Origin of the sequence: Polaromonas sp. CG_23.6, from assembly GCF_029892315.1 — a bacterium.
Taxonomy (GTDB): Bacteria; Pseudomonadota; Gammaproteobacteria; order Burkholderiales; family Burkholderiaceae_C; genus Polaromonas.
In genome coordinates this window covers 2,694,354-2,717,145 of record NZ_JARXUY010000001.1, presented here as the reverse complement: position 1 = coordinate 2,717,145, position 22,792 = coordinate 2,694,354, and the positions used below count along the sequence as shown (strand labels likewise).

17 protein-coding genes and 1 pseudogene are annotated in these 22,792 nt (G+C 58.7%); 12 read left to right on the top strand and 6 right to left on the bottom strand.

The genetic code is table 11. From position 1 onward, the window contains the following. Positions 1-71: 71 nt before the first annotated feature. Positions 72-2,258 (bottom strand): sodium-translocating pyrophosphatase, encoded by a 2,187-nt coding sequence (locus tag H4V98_RS12835; protein ID WP_196863711.1) that lies wholly within the window; start codon positions 2,256-2,258, stop codon positions 72-74. A 295-nt stretch (positions 2,259-2,553) separates the two neighbouring features. On the opposite strand from H4V98_RS12835, the gene ppa reads away from it, so the two are divergent. From ppa to H4V98_RS12820, 3 genes are all read left to right on the top strand, one after another. Beyond that, positions 2,554-3,096, top strand: coding sequence for an inorganic diphosphatase (gene ppa, locus H4V98_RS12830; RefSeq protein WP_196863710.1), 543 nt, complete (start codon positions 2,554-2,556; stop codon positions 3,094-3,096). Positions 3,097-3,519: 423 nt separating this feature from the next. Next, positions 3,520-7,638, top strand: a complete 4,119-nt coding sequence (locus H4V98_RS12825; protein WP_196863709.1) for a chemotaxis protein CheB — start codon at positions 3,520-3,522, stop codon at positions 7,636-7,638. A gap of 197 nt (positions 7,639-7,835) precedes the next feature. Continuing rightward, entirely contained in the window at positions 7,836-8,606 is a 771-nt protein-coding gene (locus tag H4V98_RS12820; protein WP_196863708.1) for a hypothetical protein, read from the top strand. A gap of 117 nt (positions 8,607-8,723) precedes the next feature. Here the strand turns inward: H4V98_RS12820 and H4V98_RS12815 are convergent. From H4V98_RS12815 to H4V98_RS12800, 4 genes and pseudogenes are all read right to left on the bottom strand, one after another. Beyond that, positions 8,724-9,280, bottom strand: a pseudogene (locus H4V98_RS12815) (hypothetical protein). Positions 9,281-9,352: 72 nt separating this feature from the next. After that, positions 9,353-11,038 carry a PhoH family protein gene (locus tag H4V98_RS12810; RefSeq protein WP_196863707.1) on the bottom strand — a complete coding sequence of 562 codons (1,686 nt, stop codon included), beginning with the start codon at positions 11,036-11,038 and terminating at the stop codon, positions 9,353-9,355. 153 nt (positions 11,039-11,191) lie between these two features. Continuing rightward, positions 11,192-11,668, bottom strand: a complete 477-nt coding sequence (locus H4V98_RS12805; RefSeq protein WP_196863706.1) for a peroxiredoxin — start codon at positions 11,666-11,668, stop codon at positions 11,192-11,194. A gap of 129 nt (positions 11,669-11,797) precedes the next feature. Further along, positions 11,798-12,190: an Mth938-like domain-containing protein gene (locus H4V98_RS12800; RefSeq protein WP_196863705.1), complete on the bottom strand. Its 393-nt coding sequence runs from the start codon at positions 12,188-12,190 to the stop codon at positions 11,798-11,800. Between the two features lie 198 nt (positions 12,191-12,388). Between H4V98_RS12800 and H4V98_RS12795 the strand changes: the two genes are divergently transcribed. The 8 genes from H4V98_RS12795 (at position 12,389) to clpB (ending at position 21,879) form a co-directional block, all read left to right on the top strand. Next, positions 12,389-13,612 carry a pyridoxal phosphate-dependent aminotransferase gene (locus tag H4V98_RS12795; RefSeq protein WP_196863704.1) on the top strand — a complete coding sequence of 408 codons (1,224 nt, stop codon included), beginning with the start codon at positions 12,389-12,391 and terminating at the stop codon, positions 13,610-13,612. A 106-nt stretch (positions 13,613-13,718) separates the two neighbouring features. After that, on the top strand, positions 13,719-15,041 hold the full coding sequence (locus H4V98_RS12790) for a homoserine dehydrogenase (protein WP_196863793.1): 1,323 nt from the start codon (positions 13,719-13,721) through the stop codon (positions 15,039-15,041). Further along, the gene (gene thrC, locus H4V98_RS12785) at positions 15,041-16,468 is read left to right on the top strand and encodes a threonine synthase (protein WP_196863703.1); all 1,428 of its coding nucleotides are present in this window, start codon (positions 15,041-15,043) and stop codon (positions 16,466-16,468) included. The genes H4V98_RS12790 and thrC overlap by 1 nt, the downstream gene beginning before the upstream one ends. Positions 16,469-16,546: 78 nt before the next feature. Continuing rightward, positions 16,547-17,083, top strand: coding sequence for a molybdopterin-guanine dinucleotide biosynthesis protein B (mobB, locus tag H4V98_RS12780; protein ID WP_196863702.1), 537 nt, complete (start codon positions 16,547-16,549; stop codon positions 17,081-17,083). Positions 17,084-17,132: 49 nt separating this feature from the next. Next, on the top strand, positions 17,133-18,392 hold the full coding sequence (glp, locus tag H4V98_RS12775; RefSeq protein ID WP_196863701.1) for a gephyrin-like molybdotransferase Glp: 1,260 nt from the start codon (positions 17,133-17,135) through the stop codon (positions 18,390-18,392). A 14-nt stretch (positions 18,393-18,406) separates the two neighbouring features. After that, the gene (locus H4V98_RS12770) at positions 18,407-18,658 is read left to right on the top strand and encodes a MoaD/ThiS family protein (protein WP_196863700.1); all 252 of its coding nucleotides are present in this window, start codon (positions 18,407-18,409) and stop codon (positions 18,656-18,658) included. Positions 18,659-18,663: 5 nt separating this feature from the next. Then, positions 18,664-19,137: a molybdopterin synthase catalytic subunit MoaE gene (moaE, locus tag H4V98_RS12765; protein WP_196863699.1), complete on the top strand. Its 474-nt coding sequence runs from the start codon at positions 18,664-18,666 to the stop codon at positions 19,135-19,137. Positions 19,138-19,275: 138 nt separating this feature from the next. Next, a complete protein-coding gene (clpB, locus tag H4V98_RS12760) occupies positions 19,276-21,879 on the top strand; it encodes an ATP-dependent chaperone ClpB (protein WP_196863698.1) in 2,604 nt (867 codons plus the stop codon). A 111-nt stretch (positions 21,880-21,990) separates the two neighbouring features. Here the strand turns inward: clpB and maiA are convergent, their stop codons facing one another. Beyond that, complete coding sequence (gene maiA, locus H4V98_RS12755; protein WP_196863697.1) at positions 21,991-22,632, bottom strand: maleylacetoacetate isomerase; 642 nt, start codon at positions 22,630-22,632, stop codon at positions 21,991-21,993. Here maiA and H4V98_RS12750 point away from each other — a divergent pair. After that, positions 22,618-22,788: a hypothetical protein gene (locus H4V98_RS12750; protein WP_196863696.1), complete on the top strand. Its 171-nt coding sequence runs from the start codon at positions 22,618-22,620 to the stop codon at positions 22,786-22,788. The two genes, maiA and H4V98_RS12750, sit on opposite strands and share 15 nt — an antisense overlap. The last annotated feature ends 4 nt before the right edge of the window (positions 22,789-22,792 follow it).

Genomic DNA, 22,792 nt, shown 5'->3' with positions numbered 1-22,792 from the left:
TAGCGGTAAGCGACAAGAAAGAACCAAGCCACCACCCGCCCAAGCAAGTGGTGGCAAGGCCGATTCGCACCCTATCGAGAAGCGGCCGGTGCCGGCATGCCTGGCGCCATCGGCGTCATCACCGGTGCGGCCGGGCCGCTGAACGCCGTTGGCGCCTGCAGTGGAGCAACTGGCGCGGCTTGCACCTCGCCGCCATGGAACTTCATCATCAGCGGCACGATCAGCAGCGCCACGATGTTGATGATCTTGATCAGCGGGTTGATGGCCGGGCCGGCGGTGTCCTTGTACGGGTCGCCCACGGTGTCTCCGGTGACGGCCGCCTTGTGCGCTTCGCTTCCCTTGCCGCCGTGGTGGCCGTCTTCAATGTATTTCTTGGCGTTGTCCCAGGCGCCGCCGCCGGTGCACATCGAAATCGCCACGAACAGGCCGGTGACGATCGTGCCCATCAGCAGGCCGCCCAGCGCCTTGGGGCCGAGCAGCAGGCCGACCACGATCGGCACGATGACAGGCAGCAGTGAAGGAATGATCATTTCCTTGATCGCCGCCGTCGTCAGCATGTCAACGGCGCGGCCGTATTCAGGCTTGGCCGTGCCTTCCATGATGCCGGGAATTTCCTTGAACTGGCGGCGCACTTCCACCACCACGGCACCCGCAGCACGGCCCACGGCTTCCATCGCCATGGCGCCGAACAGGTAGGGAATCAGGCCGCCGATGAACAGCCCGACGATGACCATCGGGTCACTCAAGTCAAAGCTGATGGCGCGGCCATAGCTCTCCAGCTTGTGGGTGTAGTCGGCAAACAGCACCAGCGCGGCCAGCCCTGCCGAGCCAATCGCGTAGCCCTTGGTGACGGCTTTGGTGGTGTTGCCCACGGCGTCCAGCGGGTCGGTCACGGCGCGCACTTCGGGCGGCATGTCGGCCATTTCGGCAATGCCGCCGGCGTTGTCGGTGATCGGGCCGTAGGCGTCAAGCGCCACCACGATGCCAGCCATGCTGAGCATGGACGTTGCCGCAATGGCAATGCCGTACAGCCCGGCCAGGTTGTAGGACACCAAAATGGCAATGCAGACAAAAATCACTGGCCAGGCGGTCGAACGCATCGACACGCCCAGGCCGGCAATGATGTTGGTACCGTGGCCGGTGGTTGACGCCTGCGCAATGTGCTTGACCGGTGCGTACTGCGTGCCGGTGTAGTACTCGGTCACCCAGACCAGGCAGGCGGTCAGCACCAGGCCGACGGCACAGGCGCCGAACAGCTTCATCTGGCTGCCCGTGACGTAAATGGCGTCGTCAGGCATGAGCCAGATCGTGACGAAGTAAAACGCGGCCAGCGAAAGCAAACCCGCCACGGCCAGGCCCTTGTACAGCGCCGGCATGACATTGGTCATGCCGGGCGAGGCCTTGACAAAAAAGCAGCCAATGATCGACGCGATGATCGAAACGGCGCCCAGCGCCAGCGGGTACAGCACGGCGTTGACCGGCGCGGCGGCCACCAGCAGCGCGCCCAGCACCATGGTGGCAATCAGCGTCACTGCATAAGTCTCGAACAAATCGGCCGCCATGCCGGCGCAGTCGCCCACGTTGTCGCCCACGTTGTCGGCAATCACGGCCGGGTTTCGCGGGTCGTCTTCGGGAATCCCGACCTCGACCTTGCCGACCAGGTCAGCGCCCACATCGGCGCCCTTGGTGAAGATGCCGCCGCCGAGTCGGGCAAAGATCGAAATCAGCGACGAGCCAAAGGCAAAGCCGATCAGCGGATTAAGCAGGTCGGCCAGTTTGCTGGTGGGCAAATAGTTGCCATTGCCAACCAGGAACCAGAAAAATCCGGTCACACCCAGCAGCCCCAGGCCCACCACCAGCATGCCGGTGATGGCGCCGCCGCGAAAGGCCACGTCAAGCGCCGGGCCAATGCCGCGCGTGGCCGCCTGCGCGGTCCGCACATTGGCGCGCACCGACACATTCATGCCGATGAAGCCGCAGGCCCCTGACAACAGCGCCCCGACCACGAAGCCAATGGCGGTCTTGCTGTCCAGAAACACCCCGATCAGCACCGCCAGAATGACGCCAACGATGGCAATGGTGGTGTACTGCCGGGCCAGATAAGCGGCAGCGCCGGTCTGGATGGCGGCCGATATTTCCTGCATTCGGGCGTTGCCCGCGTCCTGGGAAAGAATCCAGTGGCGTGCCCAAAAACCGTATCCCACGGCAATGAGCCCGCAAACCAGCGCAAGAATGAGCGCGGCTGAGTGACCTGTCATAAATACCTCCGACGTTTTTTTGCTTTGATGGGTGCCACGCAAGCGGACCCCCGCTGCGTTGCTTCCTCGTGGCTCGCTCGGTGGGCGACAGGACGATTGGCCAACTCAGGGAAATTAAACGCGAAAACACCTGCCGTTGGCAACCCGTAAGGTCGGCATCAGTAAAATGCGGGCAATTAATCTTCTGTCGGCCTGCAAATCCCGACCCGCAACCAGCGACTGTCGGGCAACCTGAACGCAGCGGCCCGGCAGGCCGTTTTTTCATCAACGTGTTTTCATCAACTTCAAAGCGACCATGTCCCTAGATAAAGTTACTCCCGGCAAAAATGCTCCCGACGCCTTCAACGTGATCATCGAAATCCCGATGAACTCCGATCCGGTGAAGTACGAGGTCGACAAGGAGTCCGGCGCCATCTTCGTGGACCGCTTCATGAGCACCGCGATGCACTACCCGTGCAACTATGGCTATGTTCCCCAGACCCTGAGCGGTGACGGCGACCCGGTCGATGTGCTGGTGATCACACCGGTGCCCTTGATTTCCGGCGTGGTGGTGACCTGCCGCGTCATCGGCATCCTGAAGATGACCGACGAAGCCGGTGAAGACGGCAAGATTCTGGCTGTGCCCGTTGACAAGAAATGCTCGCTGTACAGCCACTGGCAAAAGCCCGAGGACATGAATCCGCTGCGCCTGAAAACCATCGCCCATTTCTTTGAGCATTACAAAGACCTGGAAGAAGGCAAATGGGTCAAGATATCAGGCTGGGAAGGTCCGGAAGCCGCCAAAAAGGAAATCACCGACGGCATCGCCAATTACGCCAAGGAACAGCAGGAGGCGTGATTTCTTCCATAAGTTTGAAGCTTTTTATCGGCTTTGCGCATATCCCATATGCATAGTCAGCTATAAAAATAGTAGCAAAAACAAAATCGGTATTTTCTGCAAAAAAGCGCTTCCAGTTCAGTCAGGCAGCGCTTTTTGCCTATTTGGAGTGCGCGATGCAATGTGATGATTCTCCGCAGCGGCTGTGAGGAGCTGCTGGAAGCCAAGCCCTTCGAGCAATACCCGCCTTATATCGGACGCAAGCGTTAAACAATGTAAATTCAGGTTTTTTGTCAATTTCCCTGAAAACAGGTTCCGGAATCTGATTATTTAAGCTGCTCCGGATGAATAATGTCATATGCGATGCGGCGTCAGCCTGGAAGGCTTTTGTGTCAGCATGCAAAGGTAATATCAGATTCCATTTACCCCGACTGGTTCATCAGCATGGCAGATCCGCGCGACGCTTCCCTGAACCCTGAAAACAGCGACGACTTGATTAAAAGTCCGCTCAAATTTCCTGTAGTCGGCATTGGTGCATCGGCGGGTGGACTGCAGGCCCTGCTGCGGTTCTTCGAGCGCATGCCCGCTGCCAACGGCATGGCCTTTGTCGTCATTCTTCATCTGTCGCCAGACCATGAAAGCAATGTGGCCGAGATACTGCAGCGTATTGCCCGCATGCCGGTCATGCAGGTGACGGAACTGACCGCCATTGAAGCCAACCATGTGTATGTGATACCGCCCACGCACGACCTGGAAATGAACGACGGGCACCTGCAGTTGGCAAGCCATTCGCGTATTCGGGGTGCCCACCTGGCCATCGACCTGTTTTTTCGCACTTTGGCCGAGGTTCACCAGGAAAGGGCCGTTGCCGTCGTGATGTCGGGAACCGGCCACGACGGCGCCTCCGGCCTGGCGCGGGTCAAGGAAGAGGGCGGCGTCACCTTGGTGCAGCAACCCGAGGATGCCGAATATGACGACATGCCCAAAGCCGCCATTGCCACCGGCATGGTTGATTTCGTCGCGACGGCGTCAGATATGCCAAGGCGGCTGCAGGAACTCTGGGCCAATGCCTCCCGCATCAGTCTGCCCCGTAAGGATGGCTTGTCGCTCCGGGCTGACATTGCGGACAGCGACGAGTCCGCCCGGCTTGCCGAAGAGGCGCTGCGCGACATCATGTCTGCGCTGCGCATTTATTCAAAAAATGATTTTCGCCAATACAAGCGCGCCACTGTCTTGCGCCGCATTGCACGCCGGTTGCAGGTCAATGGCGTTCATGACCTGCCGGCCTATCGCGACTTTTTGCGTGTGCACCCTCAAGAGCTCAAGCTGCTGCTTCAGGACATGCTGATCAGCGTCACAAATTTCTTTCGCGATCCGGCAGCCTTTGAGGCACTTGAAAACGATGTGCTTCCAGCGCTACTGGCCAACCGCTCGCCAGACGAGTCGGTTCGCGTCTGGGTGGCGGGATGCGCCACCGGAGAGGAAGTTTATTCAGTCGCCATCTTGCTCAAGGAGCAGATGGAGTTGCACCACTGCACGTCCGAACTGCAGATTTTTGCCACGGACATTGATGAAAGGGCCGTCAACTTTGGCCGCAATGGTTTGTATCCGGCATCGATCGCAACCGATGTGTCGCCCGCCCGGCTTAAAAGTTTTTTTACTTTCGAAAAAGAGCAGTTCAGGGTGCTCAAGCAAATGCGTGAAAAAGTGCTTTTTGCCAACCACAATGTCCTGCGCGATCCGCCTTTTTCGCGCATCGACCTGATTTGCTGCCGCAACCTGCTGATTTATCTGGACAAGGCGGCCCAGGCCGGTGTGCTGTCAACCTTTCGCTTTGCGCTCAAGCCTGAAGGGTTTTTGTTCCTGGGCAGTTCGGAAGCTGTGGAGGCCGCGCACAAGCTCTACACCGTGGTGGACAAAAAAAACCGGTTTTTCAAGGTCAATCCGAGTGGCACTTCCACCCGCCATTTGCTGCTCGCCAAGGAGCCGCCCAGTGACAGCCCGGTTTTCAATCGCCGTGGGCCCGACCGGCGCGCGCCCAAGCCGGCTTCGTCTGCAGAGCTGCATCGCTCGCTGATCGAGCAGGTCGTCCTGCCCAGTGTGCTGATTGACAGCCAGCACAACATCCTGCATCTGTCGGAGAATGTTGGCAAATTCCTGTTGCCGGGTAGCGGCGCGCCGTCGGTCAATCTTCTGGACAACACACAGGCCGAGTTGCGCACCGAATTGCGCACGGCACTTTACCAGGCCATGCACACCGGCAAGCAGGTCAAGACACATGCTGTCCCGCTTAGGCGCGGAAGCAGCACGATTCTTGTGCAAATGAGCGTGCACTTCTTCGGAGAAGTCAGCACTGAATCAGCGTTGGCGCTGGTGATGTTCGAAGAGGTGCCGGAAAAGCCGCTCCTGGAGTCCAGCAGTACCGGGCAGGCGCACCAAGTGGTGGTCGAACAACTGGAAGCCGAGATCAGGCAGCTCAAGGAAAATCTGCAGCAAATCATCGAGCAGACTGAAGTCTCGACCGAAGAACTCAAGTCTTCCAATGAGGATCAGCAAGCCGTCAATGAAGAACTTCGCTCGGCCACCGAGGAACTGGAAACCAGCAAGGAGGAACTTCAGTCGATCAATGAGGAACTGACCACCGTCAACTTTGAATTAAAAGTCAAGGTCGATGAAACCAGCATGATGAACGACGACCTGCAAAACCTGATCACATCGTCGGACATCGCCACGGTATTCGTTGATCGCAGCTTGAAGATCAAACGCTTCACTCCGCAGGCAACCCGCATCTTCAACCTGATTGAGTCCGACATCAATCGCCCCTTGATGGATATCACCCACAAGCTTGACTATGAGTCGCTGGGTAAAGATGCCGCTGGCATGCTCAAAACCTTGAACCCGATCAAGCGGCCGGTCAGCAGCAGCGACGGCAGGCATTATCTGGCCCGCATTGGTCCCTACCGCACGATGGATGACCACATCGACGGCGTCGTCCTGACGTTTGTGGACGTCACCGAATTGCGCAAGGCCGAGGAAAGGCTTCGCGCTGGCGAGGAACGGCTTCGCATTGCGGCTGAAACCACCAAAGATTACGCAATCTTGACCATCGATGAGGAAGGCATCATCACCAGCTGGAACGTGGGTGCCCAGCGCAATTTTGGCTATACGCCGCAAGAGATTGTGGGCCAGCCGTTTTCCATCATTTTCACCCCCGAAGACCGTGCCGCCGGGGCACCGGAAGGCGAGTTGCGCGGCGCACACGAAGACGGCCGCAGCGTGGACGAGCGCTGGCACCTGCGCAAGGACGGCAGCACTTTTTTTTGCAGCGGCGTGGTCACCCGGCTCGAAGGCAAGGCCGGCGGTTATGCCAAGATTGCCAAGGACATGACCGAAAGCCGGTCGCAGCAGGTGAGCCGCGACGAGTTGCTGGCCATGGAAAAACACGCTAACGAACTCAAGGACCAGTTTCTGGCTGTGATGTCGCATGAACTCAAGCACCCGCTGAACCTGATTCAGGTCAACACCGAATTGCTGCTGAGTCACCCCGAGGTGCGCGCGCTTCCCGAAGTGGCCCGGGCCGGCGAAACCATTCGCAGCGCCGTGGTCAGCCAGACGAAGATCATTGATGACTTGCTGGACCTGTCGCGTGCCCGTACCGGTAAACTGACGCTGCGGCTGGCACCGGTCGACCTGGCTGAAATGGCGACCTCGATTGCCGGTGCTGCGCGCGATGATGCGAGCAAGAAAGGCCTGACGCTGTCTTACGAATACACCGAAAAAGAACTGGTGGCCCTGTGCGACCGCGTCCGCACAGAGCAGATTCTGTGGAACCTCATCAACAACGCCATCAAGTTCACGCCTGCGGGCGGAACTGTCACCGTGCGACTCGGCCGCGACAGCACATTTGCCACCATGAGCGTGACCGACACTGGGCAGGGTATTGATCCGGCATTCCTGCCCCATATCTTTGGCATGTTTGTCCAGGCGCCTGAACAAATAATCTACAACACCAACACCGGTTTGGGCGTGGGCCTGACGCTGGTGCGCGACCTGACCGTGGCGCAGGGTGGCAGGGTGCTGGCCGATTCGGAAGGCCTGGGCAAGGGCACCTGCTTCACCATCTGGCTGCCACTGGCGCAAACCAGGATGCAGGACAAAAAAGCCAGCCAATCCAGTGCAAACCTCAAAGGGCTCAGGATTCTGGCGGTCGATGACATGATTGACTTGCTGGAGCCTTTCTCGGCACTGCTTCGTCTGGAGGGTGCTGATGTGGACATGGCCTGCAGCGGCCAGCAGGCGCTGGAAATGCTGGAGAAAAACAGCTACGACCTGCTGATTTCAGACCTTGGCATGCCCTACATGGATGGTTACGAGCTGATCCGCAAGATTCGCAAGCGCCCTGACTGGCGAAATCTCAAGGCAATTGCGCTCAGCGGCTATGGCCGACAGGTGGACACGGTAAGAGCTTTGCAAAGCGGCTTCAATGCTCACCTTTCTAAACCCGCTACGGTGGCGCACATCTGCCAGAGCATCGCCCAGCTGGTTCCAAACGACCCGCTTTGATTCATGCCGCTAGAGATGGTCGTACGCTGGTGGATGGTTTGCGACTTGAACCGATGTGAGCAAAACACCGGATCAGCAGCCGCTCGTTACAAATTCAGATTTTTGAAGGTACTTAAGCGTATTTTTTTTGGTACAAACAGTTCAGCTGATTTTTCAGAAAACTTGCCTCTTGCAGCCCCTGCTTTTAACGCGATGCCTTGGGTTGGCTTAAAAAGCCCCACACAAGAAAGCCAACTCATTTTTCCTGGAGAGCAGCACCAATGACCATTCAGAAACCGCCTCAGGCCTCAATTGCTTCAGGCTTGCCCGCTGAAGTGACAGCCCAGCAGGTCGAGTCCGCCCGCTATGCGGTCCTCAGGCGTCTGGCGCCTTGCTTGCGCCACCATATGGTTCGGCCGCTGCAGCCCATTGGTCTGATTTACGGGGTCATGCACCACAAGCTCTCGGCAGCCCAGCCCGATTTGCAGTCGGTTCGTGAAGAGGCCGAAAAGATCAATGCTTTTGCCAAGGCGGCGCTAGATGAGTGCATGGACATGGGCACCTGGCTGGCACCTGAGCCGGGCGTCGTGACCGATGTCGAATCGGGCGTGCTTGAATGCGTCGGTCTGATGGCCACCATGCTGCATTTTTGTGGTTTCCGGCTTGTCAATGAGGTTGAAGACCTGCCATATAAAGTCATGCGCGATTCCTTGCGCATGGTGCTGAGCGCTGCTTTGTTTGAATTGACCGACACCATTGACGATCCTGCCACCGTGACGATCCATGCCCAGGCCAGTGGGTCAGAAGTCACGGTCATTTTGCAAGCCGATTTAATTGAAGACGGTCATCTGGATCGTTATGACGATGGTTACCGAAAACTGGTGTGGGCCGATGTTCAGGCGTTAGCGCTGGCAGAGCATGTCGGTTTGTACCGTCAGGGTCGACAAGTTACCCTTCGCTTTGCCATCGCGCAGACGTCAGTTCTTTAAAAGCCTAAAACCAAGCAAGCCCAATGTTGAACCGCCCCGGGTTTTGTAGAAGCCTGTTGATTTAAATCAGGCTTCAGCTATGGAAGCCTGACTGGCGAGTTGCCGACAGTATTTCGCCTAAGTTTCTGCAGGCGGGCATACCCGACAGGCCCAAGCGATCGGTGATGGTTGAAACAGGCCACCCATTCCAGGGTTGCCAGCCCCACCGATTCTGCGATTTCCCCAGGTGCACGGCGATGAATCAGCTCGGACTAGTACGGGCTGTTGATCGTCTCGGCCAGGGCGTTGTCGTAGCTGTCGCCCTTGCTGCCCACCGAGAGGGTAATCCCGGCCTCGGCCGGTCTCTGGCTGTAGCCGATGTCCGTGTATGGCGACTCCCTTTCCGAGTGGTGATTCAGTGTGCCATCACGCTCGGGCTGTCTTGTGTACAGCGCCTGCTCCAGCGCATCCGGTAGCCTTCACGCTTTCGCGTTCGGCTTTGTGGTGCCGGCCCTGGCCCCAGTATCGACTTCGTCGCGCTTGAACCATTCGTTCAGTGTCTGCGGCACGCAGCCGATCTTCGGGGCGATGGAATCAATGGCTCACCACCGCGAAGGGAACTCGCCCAGGTGTTCATGCACCATGCGTACTGAGGGTTCGCTCAACGCAGGAAAAAACTTGTTTGACTTCTTCATGGCTCAATCCTGTCAGAGATACAAGCCTCCTGAAAACCCGCGGCGGCGCACAGGAATTTTGGATAAACATGATCAAAGTACTTCACTGGCGAAATCGGCTAGACGCGACCGCTCTCCACGTGCAAGCGTAATGTGCCCGCCATGGGGCCAGCCCTTGAAACGGTCAACGGCAAATGTCATGCCAGAAGATCCTTCCGTCAGATAAGGCGTGTCGATTTGCGCCAGATTGCCCATGCAGACGATCTTGGTGCCAGGCCCGGCGCGGGTTATGAGTGTTTTCATCTGCTTGGGCGTCAGATTCTGCGCTTCGTCAATGATGACGTATTTGTTCATAAAGGTCCGGCCGCGCATGAAGTTCATGCTCTTGACCTTGATGCGCGAGCGGATCAGCTCGTTTGTAGCAGCGCGGCCCCATTCACCTGCGCCACCGTCGGTCTTGCCAAGAACTTCCAGGTTGTCGTCCAGCGCGCCCATCCAGGGCCCCATTTTTTCTTCTTCGGTACCGGGAAGGAAGCCGATGTCTTCGCCAACCGATACTGTCGCGCGGGTCATGATGATTTCGGTATAACGCCTGTCATCAAGCACTTGCGTCAACCCGCTGGCCAAAGCCATCAGCGTCTTGCCGGTGCCTGCTGTACCTGCCAAAGTGACAAAGTCCACTTCTGGGTCCATTAGCAGGTTCATGGCAAAATTTTGTTCGCGGTTGCGCATGGTGACGCCCCAGACCGAATTTTTCAGGTGAGTGAAATCCTTCAGGGTTTTCAGTACCGCTGTTTTTCCCTGGATTTCAGTGACCCTGGCATACAGCGGTGGTTCGCCAGGAGATTCGAAAAACACGAACTGGTTGATCATCAGACTCGGCACGATCGGACCGCCGATGCGGTAGAACGTGTGAATGCCTTGCTGCCAGCTTTCGATGGTTTTGCTCTGTCGCGTCCAGAAGTCGGGCGGCAGCGCCAGCGAACCTGCATACAGCAAGTCGCCGTCTTCAAGAACCTTGTCGTTCTGATAGTCGTCGGTATTGAGACCCAAGGCACGCGCCTTGACGCGCATGTTGATGTCCTTGGAGACAAGCACAACTTCGCGCGGTGCATACTCCTTGCGCAGAGCCTCAACCACGCCCAGGATCTGATTGTCTGCCTTGCCCTGAGGCAGGCTCATCGGTAAAGTGTAGTCAAGCACTTTGGTCTGGAAAAACAGGCAGCCATTGGCTTCAGAATGGCCGGTGGTGTTCAGCTTCAGACCCTTGCCGATGTCAGCTCCTTTCGCTCCGGCCAAACCATCGAGCGTACGGCTGGTTTGACGCGCATTGCGGGCCACTTCTGTCATGCCTTTTTTGTGCCCGTCAAGTTCTTCCAGCACGATCATCGGCAGGAAAATATCGTGTTCTTCGAAACGGAACAGACACATTGGGTCGTGCATCAGGACATTCGTATCAAGTACGAAGAGCTTCGGCTGGGCCGACGGTTGGGTCTTTTTAGGCCTGAAAGCGGCCAGGACACGTGGCACGCTCTCTTTTTTAGAGCTGATCACCCGCACATCCATTGCAGGAGCAGTCTTTTTTTCTGCATACACAATGGGTTGTTCGCGTTCTGTGACATCAAGGCTGTCCATCAACCGCATGGCTGCAGGCTGACTCGTTAACTCAACTGGCTTGGAAGATTTTCTCGGTACTTTAGCCAACGCGCGCGCCGGCGCATTGAGCACATCTGGTGAAAGCAAGGCAGCACGTTTGGTAGGAGCGGGTGGCATGGGCATGGTGCTTAAAACTCTTTACATGAAGTTTCAGAAATAAAAAAAGCCGCCTCGGGGCCGGGGCGGCTTTTTTTGAATGCGGTTGCTGGGGTCAATTGCATGAAGTCATTATGCACAACTCAAATGACCGCCATCGCAACACGCGCTAAACATGTTTCAGGCCTCTTTCTTGAGGCCTTTGACAGCCTTGAGCACTTCTTCGACATGGCCAGGAACTTTCAGGCCGCGCCACTCTTCTTTCAACAGTCCGTCCGCGCCCACCAGAAAAGTGCTGCGCTCGATACCCTTGACCTTTTTGCCGTACATGATCTTGTTTTTGACCACGCCAAACATATGGCACATTTTTTCTTCAGTGTCGGCGATCAGTTCAAACGGAAGTTCCAGCTTGGACTTGAACTCATCATGGGATTTCATGTTGTCGCGCGAGACGCCAAAAACAGTGGCGCCGGCCTTGAGGAAATCCTTGTGATGGTCACGAAACTGCATCGCTTCGGTGGTGCAGCCCGGCGTGTTATCTTTCGGGTAGAAAAACAGCACGACCACTTTGCCCAGGTGCGTTTGGTTTGAAACTTTGAGGCCGCCGGTGGCGAGTGCTTCAAATTCGGGAAGAAGTTTATTGACGACGACTGCCATACTAAGGGTACCCTGACGAAAGTAGTTGTAATTAGCCGCGGCTTTTGCCAGTGAAGACAGATATCCTTCACTGGGTGCGGTGCCAAGTGCAACCCTATATTTTACTCTGATTGGGGCTTCGTCTGTCCCTCAGACTGTATCGGGATCTATCAAAAGGGCTGCAACCACATGACGCCCTTCACCTGCCAGGATGTTGTAGGTGCGGCAGGCTGCCAGCGTGTCCATGGTTTCCAGGCCGATCCGGTGCTCCATCAGGCCACGCAAAAAGGCCGGGGGTGGAAACCGCAGTCTTGAACCGCTGCCAAAAATCACCAGTTCCGGCTTCATGTCTGCGAGCATCGCAAAGTGCTCTGCAGTCAGTTGCTCAAAGCTTTGGCATTTCCACGGCAGTTTTTCTCCACGTGAGCCGATCACGATGCTGTAATCGATTTTTTCAGCAACGCCGTTGTTGCCCAGGCCGACCCATCCGGCGCCATAGGCAAGAATGGACTGGACATCAAGACGATCTGGTTGAAGTTTCATACGGTATTGAAGGTTGTGGCATTTGCCTGAACGGCTGGGTCGGCCACTGCCGCCAAGCGGCTGAGTGGAAGGTAAAAATCAGCGTTTTATGTGGTCAAATTATAGATTCCGTCCAAAACTCAGGTGGCTGCACCGGTTTTCTCTTTCGGCGCATCGCATGGGCGAAGCGGCCTTGCCCAACCTTTCATCAGAAGCGACATGAAACCGATCACCAAGTCTGCAAAACTGGCCAACGTGCTTTACGACATCCGTGGACCGATCATGGACGCGGCCAAGCAGATGGAAGAAGAGGGCCAAAAGCTGATCAAGCTCAACATCGGCAATCTCGCAGTGTTCGGTTTCGATGCGCCAGAAGAAGTTCAGCAGGACATGATCCGCAACCTGCCCGCGTCAGCGGGCTACTCTGACAGCAAGGGCATTTTTGCAGCGCGCAAGGCGGTGATGCATGAGACGCAAAAGCAGGGCATCAAGGGCGTGACGCTGGAGGACATTTACCTTGGCAACGGTGCCAGCGAATTGATCTCGATGGCCACCAACGCCTTGCTCGACAACGGCGACGAGTTGCTGCTGCCTTCGCCCGACTATCCGCTGTGGACCGCTTCCGTGAGCCTGGCCGGTGGTACGCCGGTGCATTACATGTGCGACGAAAGCAATGGCTGGATGCCCAGCCTCGAAGACATCCGTGCCAAGATCACGCCCCGGACCAAGGGCATTGTCGTCATCAACCCCAACAACCCCACCGGCGCGCTGTATTCGGACGCATTGCTTAAAAGTATTGTCGAGATCGCTCGCGAACACGACCTGGTGATTCTGGCCGACGAGGTGTATGACAAAGTGCTGTACGACGACGTCCGGCACACCGCGCTGGCCAGCCTGTCATCCGACGTGTTGACGCTGACCTTCAATTCCTTGTCCAAGAGTTACCGCTCCTGCGGCTACCGCGCAGGCTGGCTGGTCGTGTCCGGCGCCAAGAAAAGGGCACTCGATTACATCGAGGGCCTGAACATGCTGGCCAACATGAAACTGTGCTCCAACGTGCCGGGCCAGTGGGCGATCCAGACGGCGCTGGGCGGCTACCAGAGCATCAATGACCTGACCTGCCCGGGCGGCCGGCTGCGGCGCCAGCGCGACCTGGCGTACGAGCTGATCACCGCCATTCCGGGCGTGAGTTGCGTCAAGCCCAGCGCCGCGTTGTACATGTTTCCCAAGCTTGATCCAGAGGTCTATCCGATTACCGACGATCGGCAGTTTTTCCTTGAGCTGCTCAAGGAAACCAAGGTCATGCTGGTGCAGGGCACCGGTTTCAACTGGGCCGCGCCCGACCACTTCCGAATTGTTTTTCTGCCGCACGAGGAAGATCTGCGCGAAGCAATCAAACGCATTGCCCAGTTTCTTGAAAAATACCGCAACAAGCTGATCTGAGTTTCCTTTTCCCCCTTTTTCCTATTTCCCGCTGCGCCCTTTCAACGGCCAGTTTGCCCAACCAAGACATGCAGGACACCAGGTGAACCTAAAAACGACGACGAATCTGAGCCCCATCCGGGTAGGCCTTCTGGGTATTGGAACCGTGGGCAGCGGAACTTTCAATGTGCTTCAGCGCAACCAGGAAGAAATTCGCCGCCGTGCCGGACGAGGCATCCAGATCACCATGGTCGCCGACCTGGACGTGGCGCGTGCCCAAGCATTGGTCGGCGACGGCGTGCTGGTGGTGAACGATGCACGCAAGGTGGTGGCCAGCCCTGACATCGACATCGTGATCGAACTCATTGGTGGCTACGGCATTGCCAAGGCGCTGGTGCTTGAAGCCATTGAGTCGGGCAAGCACGTCGTGACTGCCAATAAGGCGCTGCTGGCCGTGCATGGCACCGAGATTTTTGCCGCAGCACACCGCAAGGGTGTGATGGTGGCTTTCGAGGCGGCAGTCGCCGGCGGTATCCCGATCATCAAGGCGCTGCGCGAAGGCCTGACGGCCAACTCGATCCAGTGGATTGCCGGCATCATCAACGGCACGACCAACTTCATCCTGTCAGAAATGCGCGACAAGGGCCTGGACTTCGGTGTGGTGCTCAAGGAAGCGCAGCGCCTGGGTTATGCCGAAGCCGACCCGACCTTTGACATCGAAGGCGTGGACGCCGCGCACAAGGCGACGTTGATGAGCGCCATTGCCTTTGGCATTCCGGTGCAGTTTGACAAAGCCTATGTCGAGGGCATCACGAGCCTGGCGCCGCAGGACATCCGCTACGCCGAGCAGCTCGGCTACCGCATCAAGCTGCTGGGCATCACCAAGCGCGTATCGGGTGGCATCGAGTTGCGTGTTCACCCGAGCCTGATTCCGGCCAAACGCCTGCTGGCCAATGTTGAAGGCGCGATGAACGCCGTTGTGGTGAATGGCGATGCCGTCGGCACTACGCTGTACTACGGCAAGGGCGCTGGCAGCGAGCCGACCGCCAGCGCGGTGATTGCTGACCTGGTTGACATTGCGCGGCTGCACACCGCCGACCCTGAGCACCGCGTGCCGCACCTGGCGTTCCAGCCCGACGAAATGAGTGATCTGGCTATCGTGCCGATGTCCGAAATCGTCACCAGCTACTACCTGCGCCTGAACGTGGCCGACGAAGCCGGCGTGCTGGCCAATGTCACCGGCATCCTGGCCTCATTCGGCATCAGCATCGACGCGGTATTGCAGCGCGAAGCCGACGAAGTGGGTGGCGAAGGTTCGACCCAGACCGACCTGATCATCCTGACGCACGACTGCGTTGAAGCCAAAATGAACAAAGCCATGGTGCAAATGCAGGCGCTGCCCACCGTGCTGGCGTCCATTGTCCGCATCCGCAAGGAGGAACTGGCCTGATGCATTACATCTCCACGCGCGCCTCATCTAGCAACCCCCTCGAACGCAAGCGCTTTTGCGAAATCCTGCTCGAAGGCCTGGCGCCCGACGGCGGGCTCTATTTGCCCGAATACTATCCTCAGGTCGATGGCGCCACGCTTGCCAAGTGGCGCGGCCTGAGCTACGCCGAACTGGCGTTCGAGGTGCTGTCGCTGTACATCGACGACATTCCCGCCGCTGACCTGAAGGCGATTTGCATCAAGACCTACACAGAAAAAGTCTTTGGCAGCAAGGAAATCGTGCCGCTTCGTCCCCTGGGTGCCGGCCTGTACCTCGAAGCGCTGTCCAACGGCCCGACGCTGGCCTTCAAGGACATGGCCATGCAACTGCTGGGCAACCTGTTCGAATATGAACTGGCCCGGCGCGGCGAAGAACTGAACATTCTGGGCGCCACCAGCGGCGACACCGGCAGCGCGGCCGAATACGCCATGCGCGGCAAGAAGGGCGTTCGCGTCTTCATGACGTCGCCCAACGGCCGCATGAGCCCGTTCCAGCAAGCGCAAATGTTCAGTCTGCAGGACGAGAATATCCACAACATTGCCATCGACGGCGTGTTCGACGATTGCCAGGACATCGTTAAAGCCGTGTCAAACGACCTGGCGTTCAAGCGACAGTACAAGATTGGTACGGTCAACTCGATCAACTGGGCACGGCTGATGGCGCAGGTGGTGTATTACTTCGCCGGTTACTTCCAAGCCACCAAATCGAACGCTGAAAAAGTCAGCTTCGCCGTGCCGTCCGGCAATTTCGGCAATGTCTGCGCCGGCCATGTGGCGCGCAGCATGGGCCTGCCAATTGACAAACTGGTGGTCGCCACCAATGAGAACGATGTGCTCGACGAGTTTTTTCGCACCGGCATCTACCGCGTTCGGACCAGTGCCGACACGCATGAAACCTCCAGCCCGTCGATGGACATTTCCAAGGCGTCGAACTTCGAGCGCTTTGTGTTCGACCTGCTTGGCCGTGACGGTGGCCGGGTGCGTTCCCTGTTTCATGACCAGATTGCCAGCCAGGGCAGTTTCGAGCTGGGCGCCGACCCGGCGTTTGCCATGGCGGCCGGACGTTACGGTTTTGTCAGTGGCAAAAGCACGCATGCTGACCGGCTGGCAACGATTCGGGACACATGGAAGCGCTTTGACACCATGATCGACACCCACACCGCCGACGGCGTGAAGGTGGCGCGTGAGCATCTGCAGCCCGGCATTCCGATGATCGTGCTGGAAACCGCCTTGCCAATCAAGTTTGCCGCCACGATTGAAGAGGCGCTGGGCCAGCCGCCGGTGCGGCCTGCGGGCTTCGAAGGGATTGAAGCGCTGCCCAAGCGGGTCAAGCTGCTGCCGGCCGACGCAACGGCGATCAAGCAGTACATTGCTGAAAATGTGCATTAAATCGGCAGTTTGCGCATATTCAGCGGGCGCAAGCAGCTATTTTTTTAATAGCAATCTAAATTGTAGGGAGCTTGCCTGATGAAAGTTGTCGGATTTGCCGGCTACTCGGGTTCTGGCAAGACCACCCTGGTTGAAAAGCTGATTCCCGTGCTCAAGCTGCGCGGCCTGCGGGTGTCTGTCGTCAAGCATGCGCACCACAAGTTTGACATCGACCACCCCGGCAAGGACACCTTTCGCCACCGGCAGGCAGGTGCCTTTGAGGTGGTCGTGGCTTCGCAAAACCGGTTGGCGCTGATCCGCGAGTTCGAGCAGCCCGCCGAACTCACCGTGCACCAGCTGATTGCCGAGTTGTACGAAGGCGTGGACTGGGTGCTGGTCGAAGGCTTCAAGCACAGCGATTTGACCAAGATCGAGGTGTGGCGGGCTTCGTCCGGCAAGCCGACGCGCTACGCCGATGACGATTACGTGGTGGCCATTGCCACCGATTCCCCCGGCCAGTTACCCACGGCAACCTTGCGTCCGGTGCTGGATTTGAACGATGCCGAAGCCGTGGCTGATTTTCTGGTCAACAATCAAAACCGCTTTGACTATTCGTTTGAAGACCGGCCAGCCTGAGCAGCTCTTTCATCTGTTTCCATCGTTTTCACCGTTCCGGATACCCGCCATGCCTTCAGTTCCCTCATCCCCGCAGGCGCCTGCACGGCCCGAGCGTCCGCCCATGAAGCCGCTCGATTTGGCGCTGGATGAACTGGTGGGCTTCGCCGCGCCGCTGGCGCCCGCCGAAAGCGTCTCGACCTTCGAGGCTGATGGCCGCGTTCTGGCGCAAGACCTGGTGTCCGCCCTGGATGTGCCGGCACACGACAACAGCTCGATGGACGGCTACGCAGTGCGCTGCGCTGACTGGCTGGGTGCTGAAACGCCGCTGCCCGTCAGCCAGCGTATACCGGCTGGCAGCAACGGGCATGCGCTGGCGCTGGCAAGCGTTGCGCGAATCTTTACCGGCGCGCCGGTGCCGCCGGGTGCCGATGCGGTGGTGATGCAGGAAGACTGCCATGCTGTGGAGGGCGTCATCCGCATCGCCGCGCAGCCCCGGCCCGGCCAGTGGATTCGGCGCCGTGGCGAAGATGTGGCTGCCGGTGCTGTTGTGCTGGGGCATGGAACACGCCTTTCACCGGCGTCGCTCGGACTGGCGGCCAGCATTGGCTTTGACCGGTTGCAGGTCGCACCGCGTGTGCGGGTGGCGCTGTTTTCCACCGGTGACGAACTGGTCATGCCCGGCGATGTGGCACCTGCCGACATGAAGCCCGGCGCAATCTACAACTCCAACCGCTTTTTCCTGAAAGCCTTGCTGCTGCGGCTGGGCTGCACCGTGACCGACCTGGGCATCGTGCCCGACCGGCTCGACGCGACCATTGGCGCGTTGCAAGGCGCCAGCTTGAAGCATGACCTGATCCTGACGAGTGGCGGCGTGTCGGTTGGCGAGGAAGACCACATCAAGCCTGCCGTGCAGGCGCTGGGAACCCTCAACCTGTGGCAGATCGCCATTAAGCCCGGCAAGCCGTTTGCCTACGGAAAGATTGACGCCGCCCATTTCATCGGATTGCCGGGCAACCCGGTGTCGAGCTTTGTGACCTTTTTGTTGCTGGTGCGGCCCTTTATCCTGAAGCTGCAGGGAGCGACTGAAATTACGCCTGAATCCATCGCGATACACGCCCATTTCGATTGGCCAAAAGCCGATAAACGGCGTGAATTCCTGCGTGTCAGGCTGAATCCGGCAGGCGGGCTGGACCTGTTCGACAACCAGAGTTCTGGCGTCTTGACCTCGGCGGTCTGGGGCGACGGGCTGGTGGACAACCCCGCCGGCCAGACCATTGCGCACGGCGACACGGTGCGCTTCATCCCGTTTTCAGCATTGCTGTCTTGAAGGACTGTTGACCCATGAACGTTACCATCAGGTACTTTGCATCGATCCGCGAAGCCATCGGGCAGGGCAGCGAGACACGCCAGACGTCCGCCCTGACGCTGGCCGGCCTGCGCGACGAACTGCTGGCCGCCAGCCCGGCGCATGCCGCGAGCCTGGCGCGCGGCACAGCGGTTCGCATGGCCCTGAACCAGGTCATGGCGGGCGAAGCTGCGCTGCTGACCGACGGCTGCGAAATTGCTTTTTTCCCACCGGTCACTGGAGGCTGAGCAGCATGGCAGCCCGCGTCACAGTCCAAACCGACGACTTCAATCTGACCGACGAGGTCGACGCGCTGCGTAAAAATGACACGCGCGTTGGCGCCGTCTGCACTTTTACCGGCACGGTGCGCGACCGCAACGACGGCCTGAATGTCAGTTCCATGGAGTTGGAGCACTACCCCGGCATGACCGAAAAAGCCATTGAGGCGATGATTGACGAAGCCGTCAGCCGTTTCGATATTTTTTCCGCCCGCATCATTCACCGGATCGGCCTGTTGCAGCCGCTTGATCAGGTGGTGATGGTTGCCGTCACGTCGGCGCACCGGGGCGAGAGTTTCAAGGCCTGCGAGTTTTTGATGGATTACCTGAAAACCCAGGCGCCGTTCTGGAAAAAAGAGCAGACGCCCGAAGGCGCGCGTTGGGTCGATGCCCGTGTCAGCGACGATGCGGCACTGGCCAAGTGGGGCATCGGCGCGACCAACGCCTGAGCCTGCAGCGCCCAAGCTTGACCTTTGTCAAACTTCCCGTCATGCCGATAGCCTGACGGCACCACGGCGGCTTGCAAAGCTGCGCAAAAGCCCCAAGATTCGCCGGGTCAGACCTTTTAAAGTTCTATCGGAGATTTCATGCGACAAGACAAACTCACCACCAAGTTCCAGGAAGCGCTCAGCGAAGCCCAGACCCTGGCCTTGACCAACGACAACAACTACATCGAGCCCGCCCACCTGCTGGCTGCCATGCTGCGCCAGGACGACGGGCCGCGCGCTTTGCTGGAGCGGGCCGGCGTCAATGTCAAAGGCCTGATGCAGGCTGCCGACGCTGCCGTCAAGAAGCTGCCGCAGGTGCAGGGTCAGGATCAGGTCCAGGTTGGCCAGGAACTGGCCCGGCTCCTGCAGGCGACCGAAAAGGAGTCCATCAAGCGCAACGACCAGTTCATTGCCGGAGAGCTCTTTTTGCTGGCCCTGACCGACAGCAAGGCCGACGCAGGAAAGATCGCCCGCGAAAACGGCCTGACCCGCAAGGCGCTTGAAGCGGCGATTGACGCGGTGCGCGGCGGGCAGAACGTCAACAGCGCGGACGCCGAAGGCCAGCGCGAAGCCCTGAAGAAATACTGCATGGACCTGACCGAGCGCGCCCGGATGGGCAAGCTCGACCCGGTGATTGGCCGCGATGACGAGATTCGCCGCGCCATTCAGGTGCTGCAGCGCCGCACCAAGAACAACCCGGTGCTGATCGGTGAGCCCGGCGTCGGCAAGACCGCCATTGTCGAAGGCCTGGCACAGCGCATCGTGGCGGGCGAGGTGCCCGATTCGCTCAAGGGCAAGCGCGTGCTGTCGCTCGACATGGCTGCGTTGCTGGCGGGTGCCAAGTTTCGCGGCGAGTTTGAGGAGCGACTGAAAACCGTGCTCAGCGAGCTGGCCAAGGACGAAGGTCAGACCATTGTTTTCATTGATGAGTTGCATACCATGGTCGGCGCCGGCAAGGGCGAGGGCGCGATGGACGCGGGCAATATGCTCAAACCCGCGCTGGCGCGCGGCGAGTTGCACTGCGTCGGCGCCACCACGCTCGATGAATACCGCAAGTACATTGAAAAAGACGCTGCGCTGGAACGCCGTTTCCAGAAAATCCTGGTGGGCGAGCCGACCGTGGAAGCCACCATTGCCATCCTGCGCGGCCTGCAGGAAAAGTACGAAACCCACCACGGGGTGCAGATCACCGATCCGGCCATCGTTGCGGCGGCCGAGCTGAGCCACCGCTACATCACCGACCGGTTCTTGCCCGACAAGGCGATTGACCTGATTGACGAGGCTGCCGCCAAGGTCAAGATCGAGATTGATTCCAAGCCCGAAGTCATGGACCGGCTGGACCGCCGGCTGATCCAGCTGCAGATCGAGCGCGAAGCGGTTCGCCGCGAAAAGGATGAAGCCTCGCAAAAGCGCTTTGGCCTGATCGAGGAGGAAATTGAAAAGCTGCAAAAAGAAATTTCCGACATGGACGAAATCTGGCAGGCCGAGAAAGCCCAGGCACTCGGCTCCAAGGACGTGATGGAGGAAATCGACAGCATCAACACCCAGATTGATGAATTCACCCGCAAGGGCGACTTCAACAAGGTGGCCGAACTGCAATACGGCAAGCTGCCCGAATTGAAAAAACGCCTGAAACAGGCGCAGGATACCGAAGAAAACAAGAGTGTCGACAACAAGCCCCGGCTCTTGCGCACCCAGGTGGGCGCCGAGGAAATTGCCGAGGTCGTCAGCCGCGCCACCGGGATTCCGGTCGCCAAGATGATGCAGGGCGAAAAAGACAAGCTGCTGCAGATGGAAGACAAGCTGCATGAGCGCGTCGTCGGTCAGGAAGAAGCCATCGGTGCCGTCGCCAACGCCATTCGCCGCTCGCGCTCGGGCCTGTCGGACCCGAACCGCCCCACCGGCAGTTTTCTATTCCTCGGCCCCACGGGCGTCGGCAAGACCGAATTGTGCAAGGCGCTGGCCGGCTTTTTGTTCGACAGCGAAGACCACCTGATCCGGGTCGACATGAGCGAGTTCATGGAAAAGCATTCGGTCGCCCGCCTGATCGGCGCGCCGCCGGGCTATGTCGGTTACGAGGAAGGAGGCCACCTGACCGAGGCGGTGCGCCGCAAGCCCTACAGTGTGCTGCTGCTCGACGAGGTGGAAAAAGCGCATCCGGACGTGTTCAACGTTTTGCTGCAGGTGCTGGACGATGGCCGGCTGACCGATGGCCAAGGGCGCACGGTGGACTTCAAGAACACGGTGATCGTCATGACCAGCAACATCGGTTCGCCCATCATCCAGTCGATGGTCGGCCAGCCGTATGAAGAGATCAAGGACGCGGTGACGGACGAGTTGAAAAACTATTTTCGGCCCGAGTTCCTGAACCGGATTGACGAGACGGTGGTGTTCCACGCGCTCGACGCCAGCAACATCGAATCGATTGCCCGCATCCAGCTCAAGGTGCTGATGGCGCGGCTTGAAAAGATGGACCTGACGCTGGAGGTGTCGGAAGCGGCGATTGCCGAACTGGCCAAGGTGGGGTTTGACCCGGTGTTTGGCGCCCGGCCGCTCAAGCGTGCGATTCAGCAGCGGATTGAAAACCCGCTGTCCAAACTGCTGCTTGAAGGCCGCTTTCCACCCAAAAGCACGATTCCTGTGGATGTGGACCCGATCCACGAGCCGGGTGTCTTCAAGTTCGCGGCGGCGGCAGAACTATGAACAAGCGCGAGCTGCTATTTAATAAATAGCAGCTCGCGCTTTTCCTGCAGGCGTCAGAGGCAGTTTTTAATAAGATTTAGCAGCTGCCAGGCTCTTTTCGAGCCTTGACTTTCAGGGCGCGACGGCACCTTCCTGATACTGTGGATGCGACGATTCAAACTCGGGCAACTTAAACAGCGATGTTCCTACAGCCGCCACGCGGGGAAACGCCGACACATCGACTCCAAAGCGTTCCGCACCGATCAGGTGGCTGGCCAGCGCCAGGTCGGCCAGGCTGAGCGTTTCGTTGTGGCAGCGTGTGGCGCCGTCGTGCAGCAGCCCTTCGTAAGCGCTCAAACCTTCGCGATACCAGTGCGCAGCCCATTCGCGGCCTGCTGCGGCGTCAGCGCCAAACTGCGCGGCCAGGCGCTTTTGCACGCGTGGTACTGCCAGAGGATGGGTGTCGGCTGCAGCCAATAAAAACATTGACCGGACACGCGCCCGCCCGGCTGCATCGGGCGGCAGCAGCGGTGTGGCGGGGTAGGTTTCTTCCAGCCACTCCAGGATCGCCAGGCTTTGCGTCAGCGGCTCGGGCGTGCCCCCTTCGAGCGCAGGCACTGCGCCGGCCGGATTCAGGGCGCGAAACGCTGGCAGGTTGTGGTGGCTCGCTGACAGGTCGTGCATGCGTTCTTCAAAGGCCACGCCCTTGAGCTTGAGGGCTGCGCGCACGCGGTAGGCGGCCAGTGACAGCCAGTAACCATGAAGAATGAGCATGAAGGCTCCTGTGAAATGAAGGTGTGGTTTGAGGCGAAAGCGCCATGTCCGGCGCAGCGCTGGCCGGATTATGTTGCAGCCTTGGCTTTGCGCCAGCCACGACTCGTCATTCAAATGCATGCCTTCTACAAAAAGGGCAATGCCTGCAGCCGGTGATTTG

Coding starts and splice junctions, on each gene's coding strand:
- H4V98_RS12835 (WP_196863711.1), bottom strand. CDS start 2,258: ATGACAGGTCACTCAGCCGCGCTCATTCTTGCGCTGGTTTGCGGGCTC.
- ppa (WP_196863710.1), top strand. CDS start 2,554: ATGTCCCTAGATAAAGTTACTCCCGGCAAAAATGCTCCCGACGCCTTC.
- H4V98_RS12825 (WP_196863709.1), top strand. CDS start 3,520: ATGGCAGATCCGCGCGACGCTTCCCTGAACCCTGAAAACAGCGACGAC.
- H4V98_RS12810 (WP_196863707.1), bottom strand. CDS start 11,038: ATGCCCATGCCACCCGCTCCTACCAAACGTGCTGCCTTGCTTTCACCA.
- H4V98_RS12805 (WP_196863706.1), bottom strand. CDS start 11,668: ATGGCAGTCGTCGTCAATAAACTTCTTCCCGAATTTGAAGCACTCGCC.
- H4V98_RS12800 (WP_196863705.1), bottom strand. CDS start 12,190: ATGAAACTTCAACCAGATCGTCTTGATGTCCAGTCCATTCTTGCCTAT.
- H4V98_RS12795 (WP_196863704.1), top strand. CDS start 12,389: ATGAAACCGATCACCAAGTCTGCAAAACTGGCCAACGTGCTTTACGAC.
- thrC (WP_196863703.1), top strand. CDS start 15,041: ATGCATTACATCTCCACGCGCGCCTCATCTAGCAACCCCCTCGAACGC.
- mobB (WP_196863702.1), top strand. CDS start 16,547: ATGAAAGTTGTCGGATTTGCCGGCTACTCGGGTTCTGGCAAGACCACC.
- glp (WP_196863701.1), top strand. CDS start 17,133: ATGCCTTCAGTTCCCTCATCCCCGCAGGCGCCTGCACGGCCCGAGCGT.
- H4V98_RS12770 (WP_196863700.1), top strand. CDS start 18,407: ATGAACGTTACCATCAGGTACTTTGCATCGATCCGCGAAGCCATCGGG.
- moaE (WP_196863699.1), top strand. CDS start 18,664: ATGGCAGCCCGCGTCACAGTCCAAACCGACGACTTCAATCTGACCGAC.
- clpB (WP_196863698.1), top strand. CDS start 19,276: ATGCGACAAGACAAACTCACCACCAAGTTCCAGGAAGCGCTCAGCGAA.
- H4V98_RS12750 (WP_196863696.1), top strand. CDS start 22,618: ATGAAGAATGAGCATGAAGGCTCCTGTGAAATGAAGGTGTGGTTTGAG.
- maiA (WP_196863697.1), bottom strand. CDS start 22,632: ATGCTCATTCTTCATGGTTACTGGCTGTCACTGGCCGCCTACCGCGTG.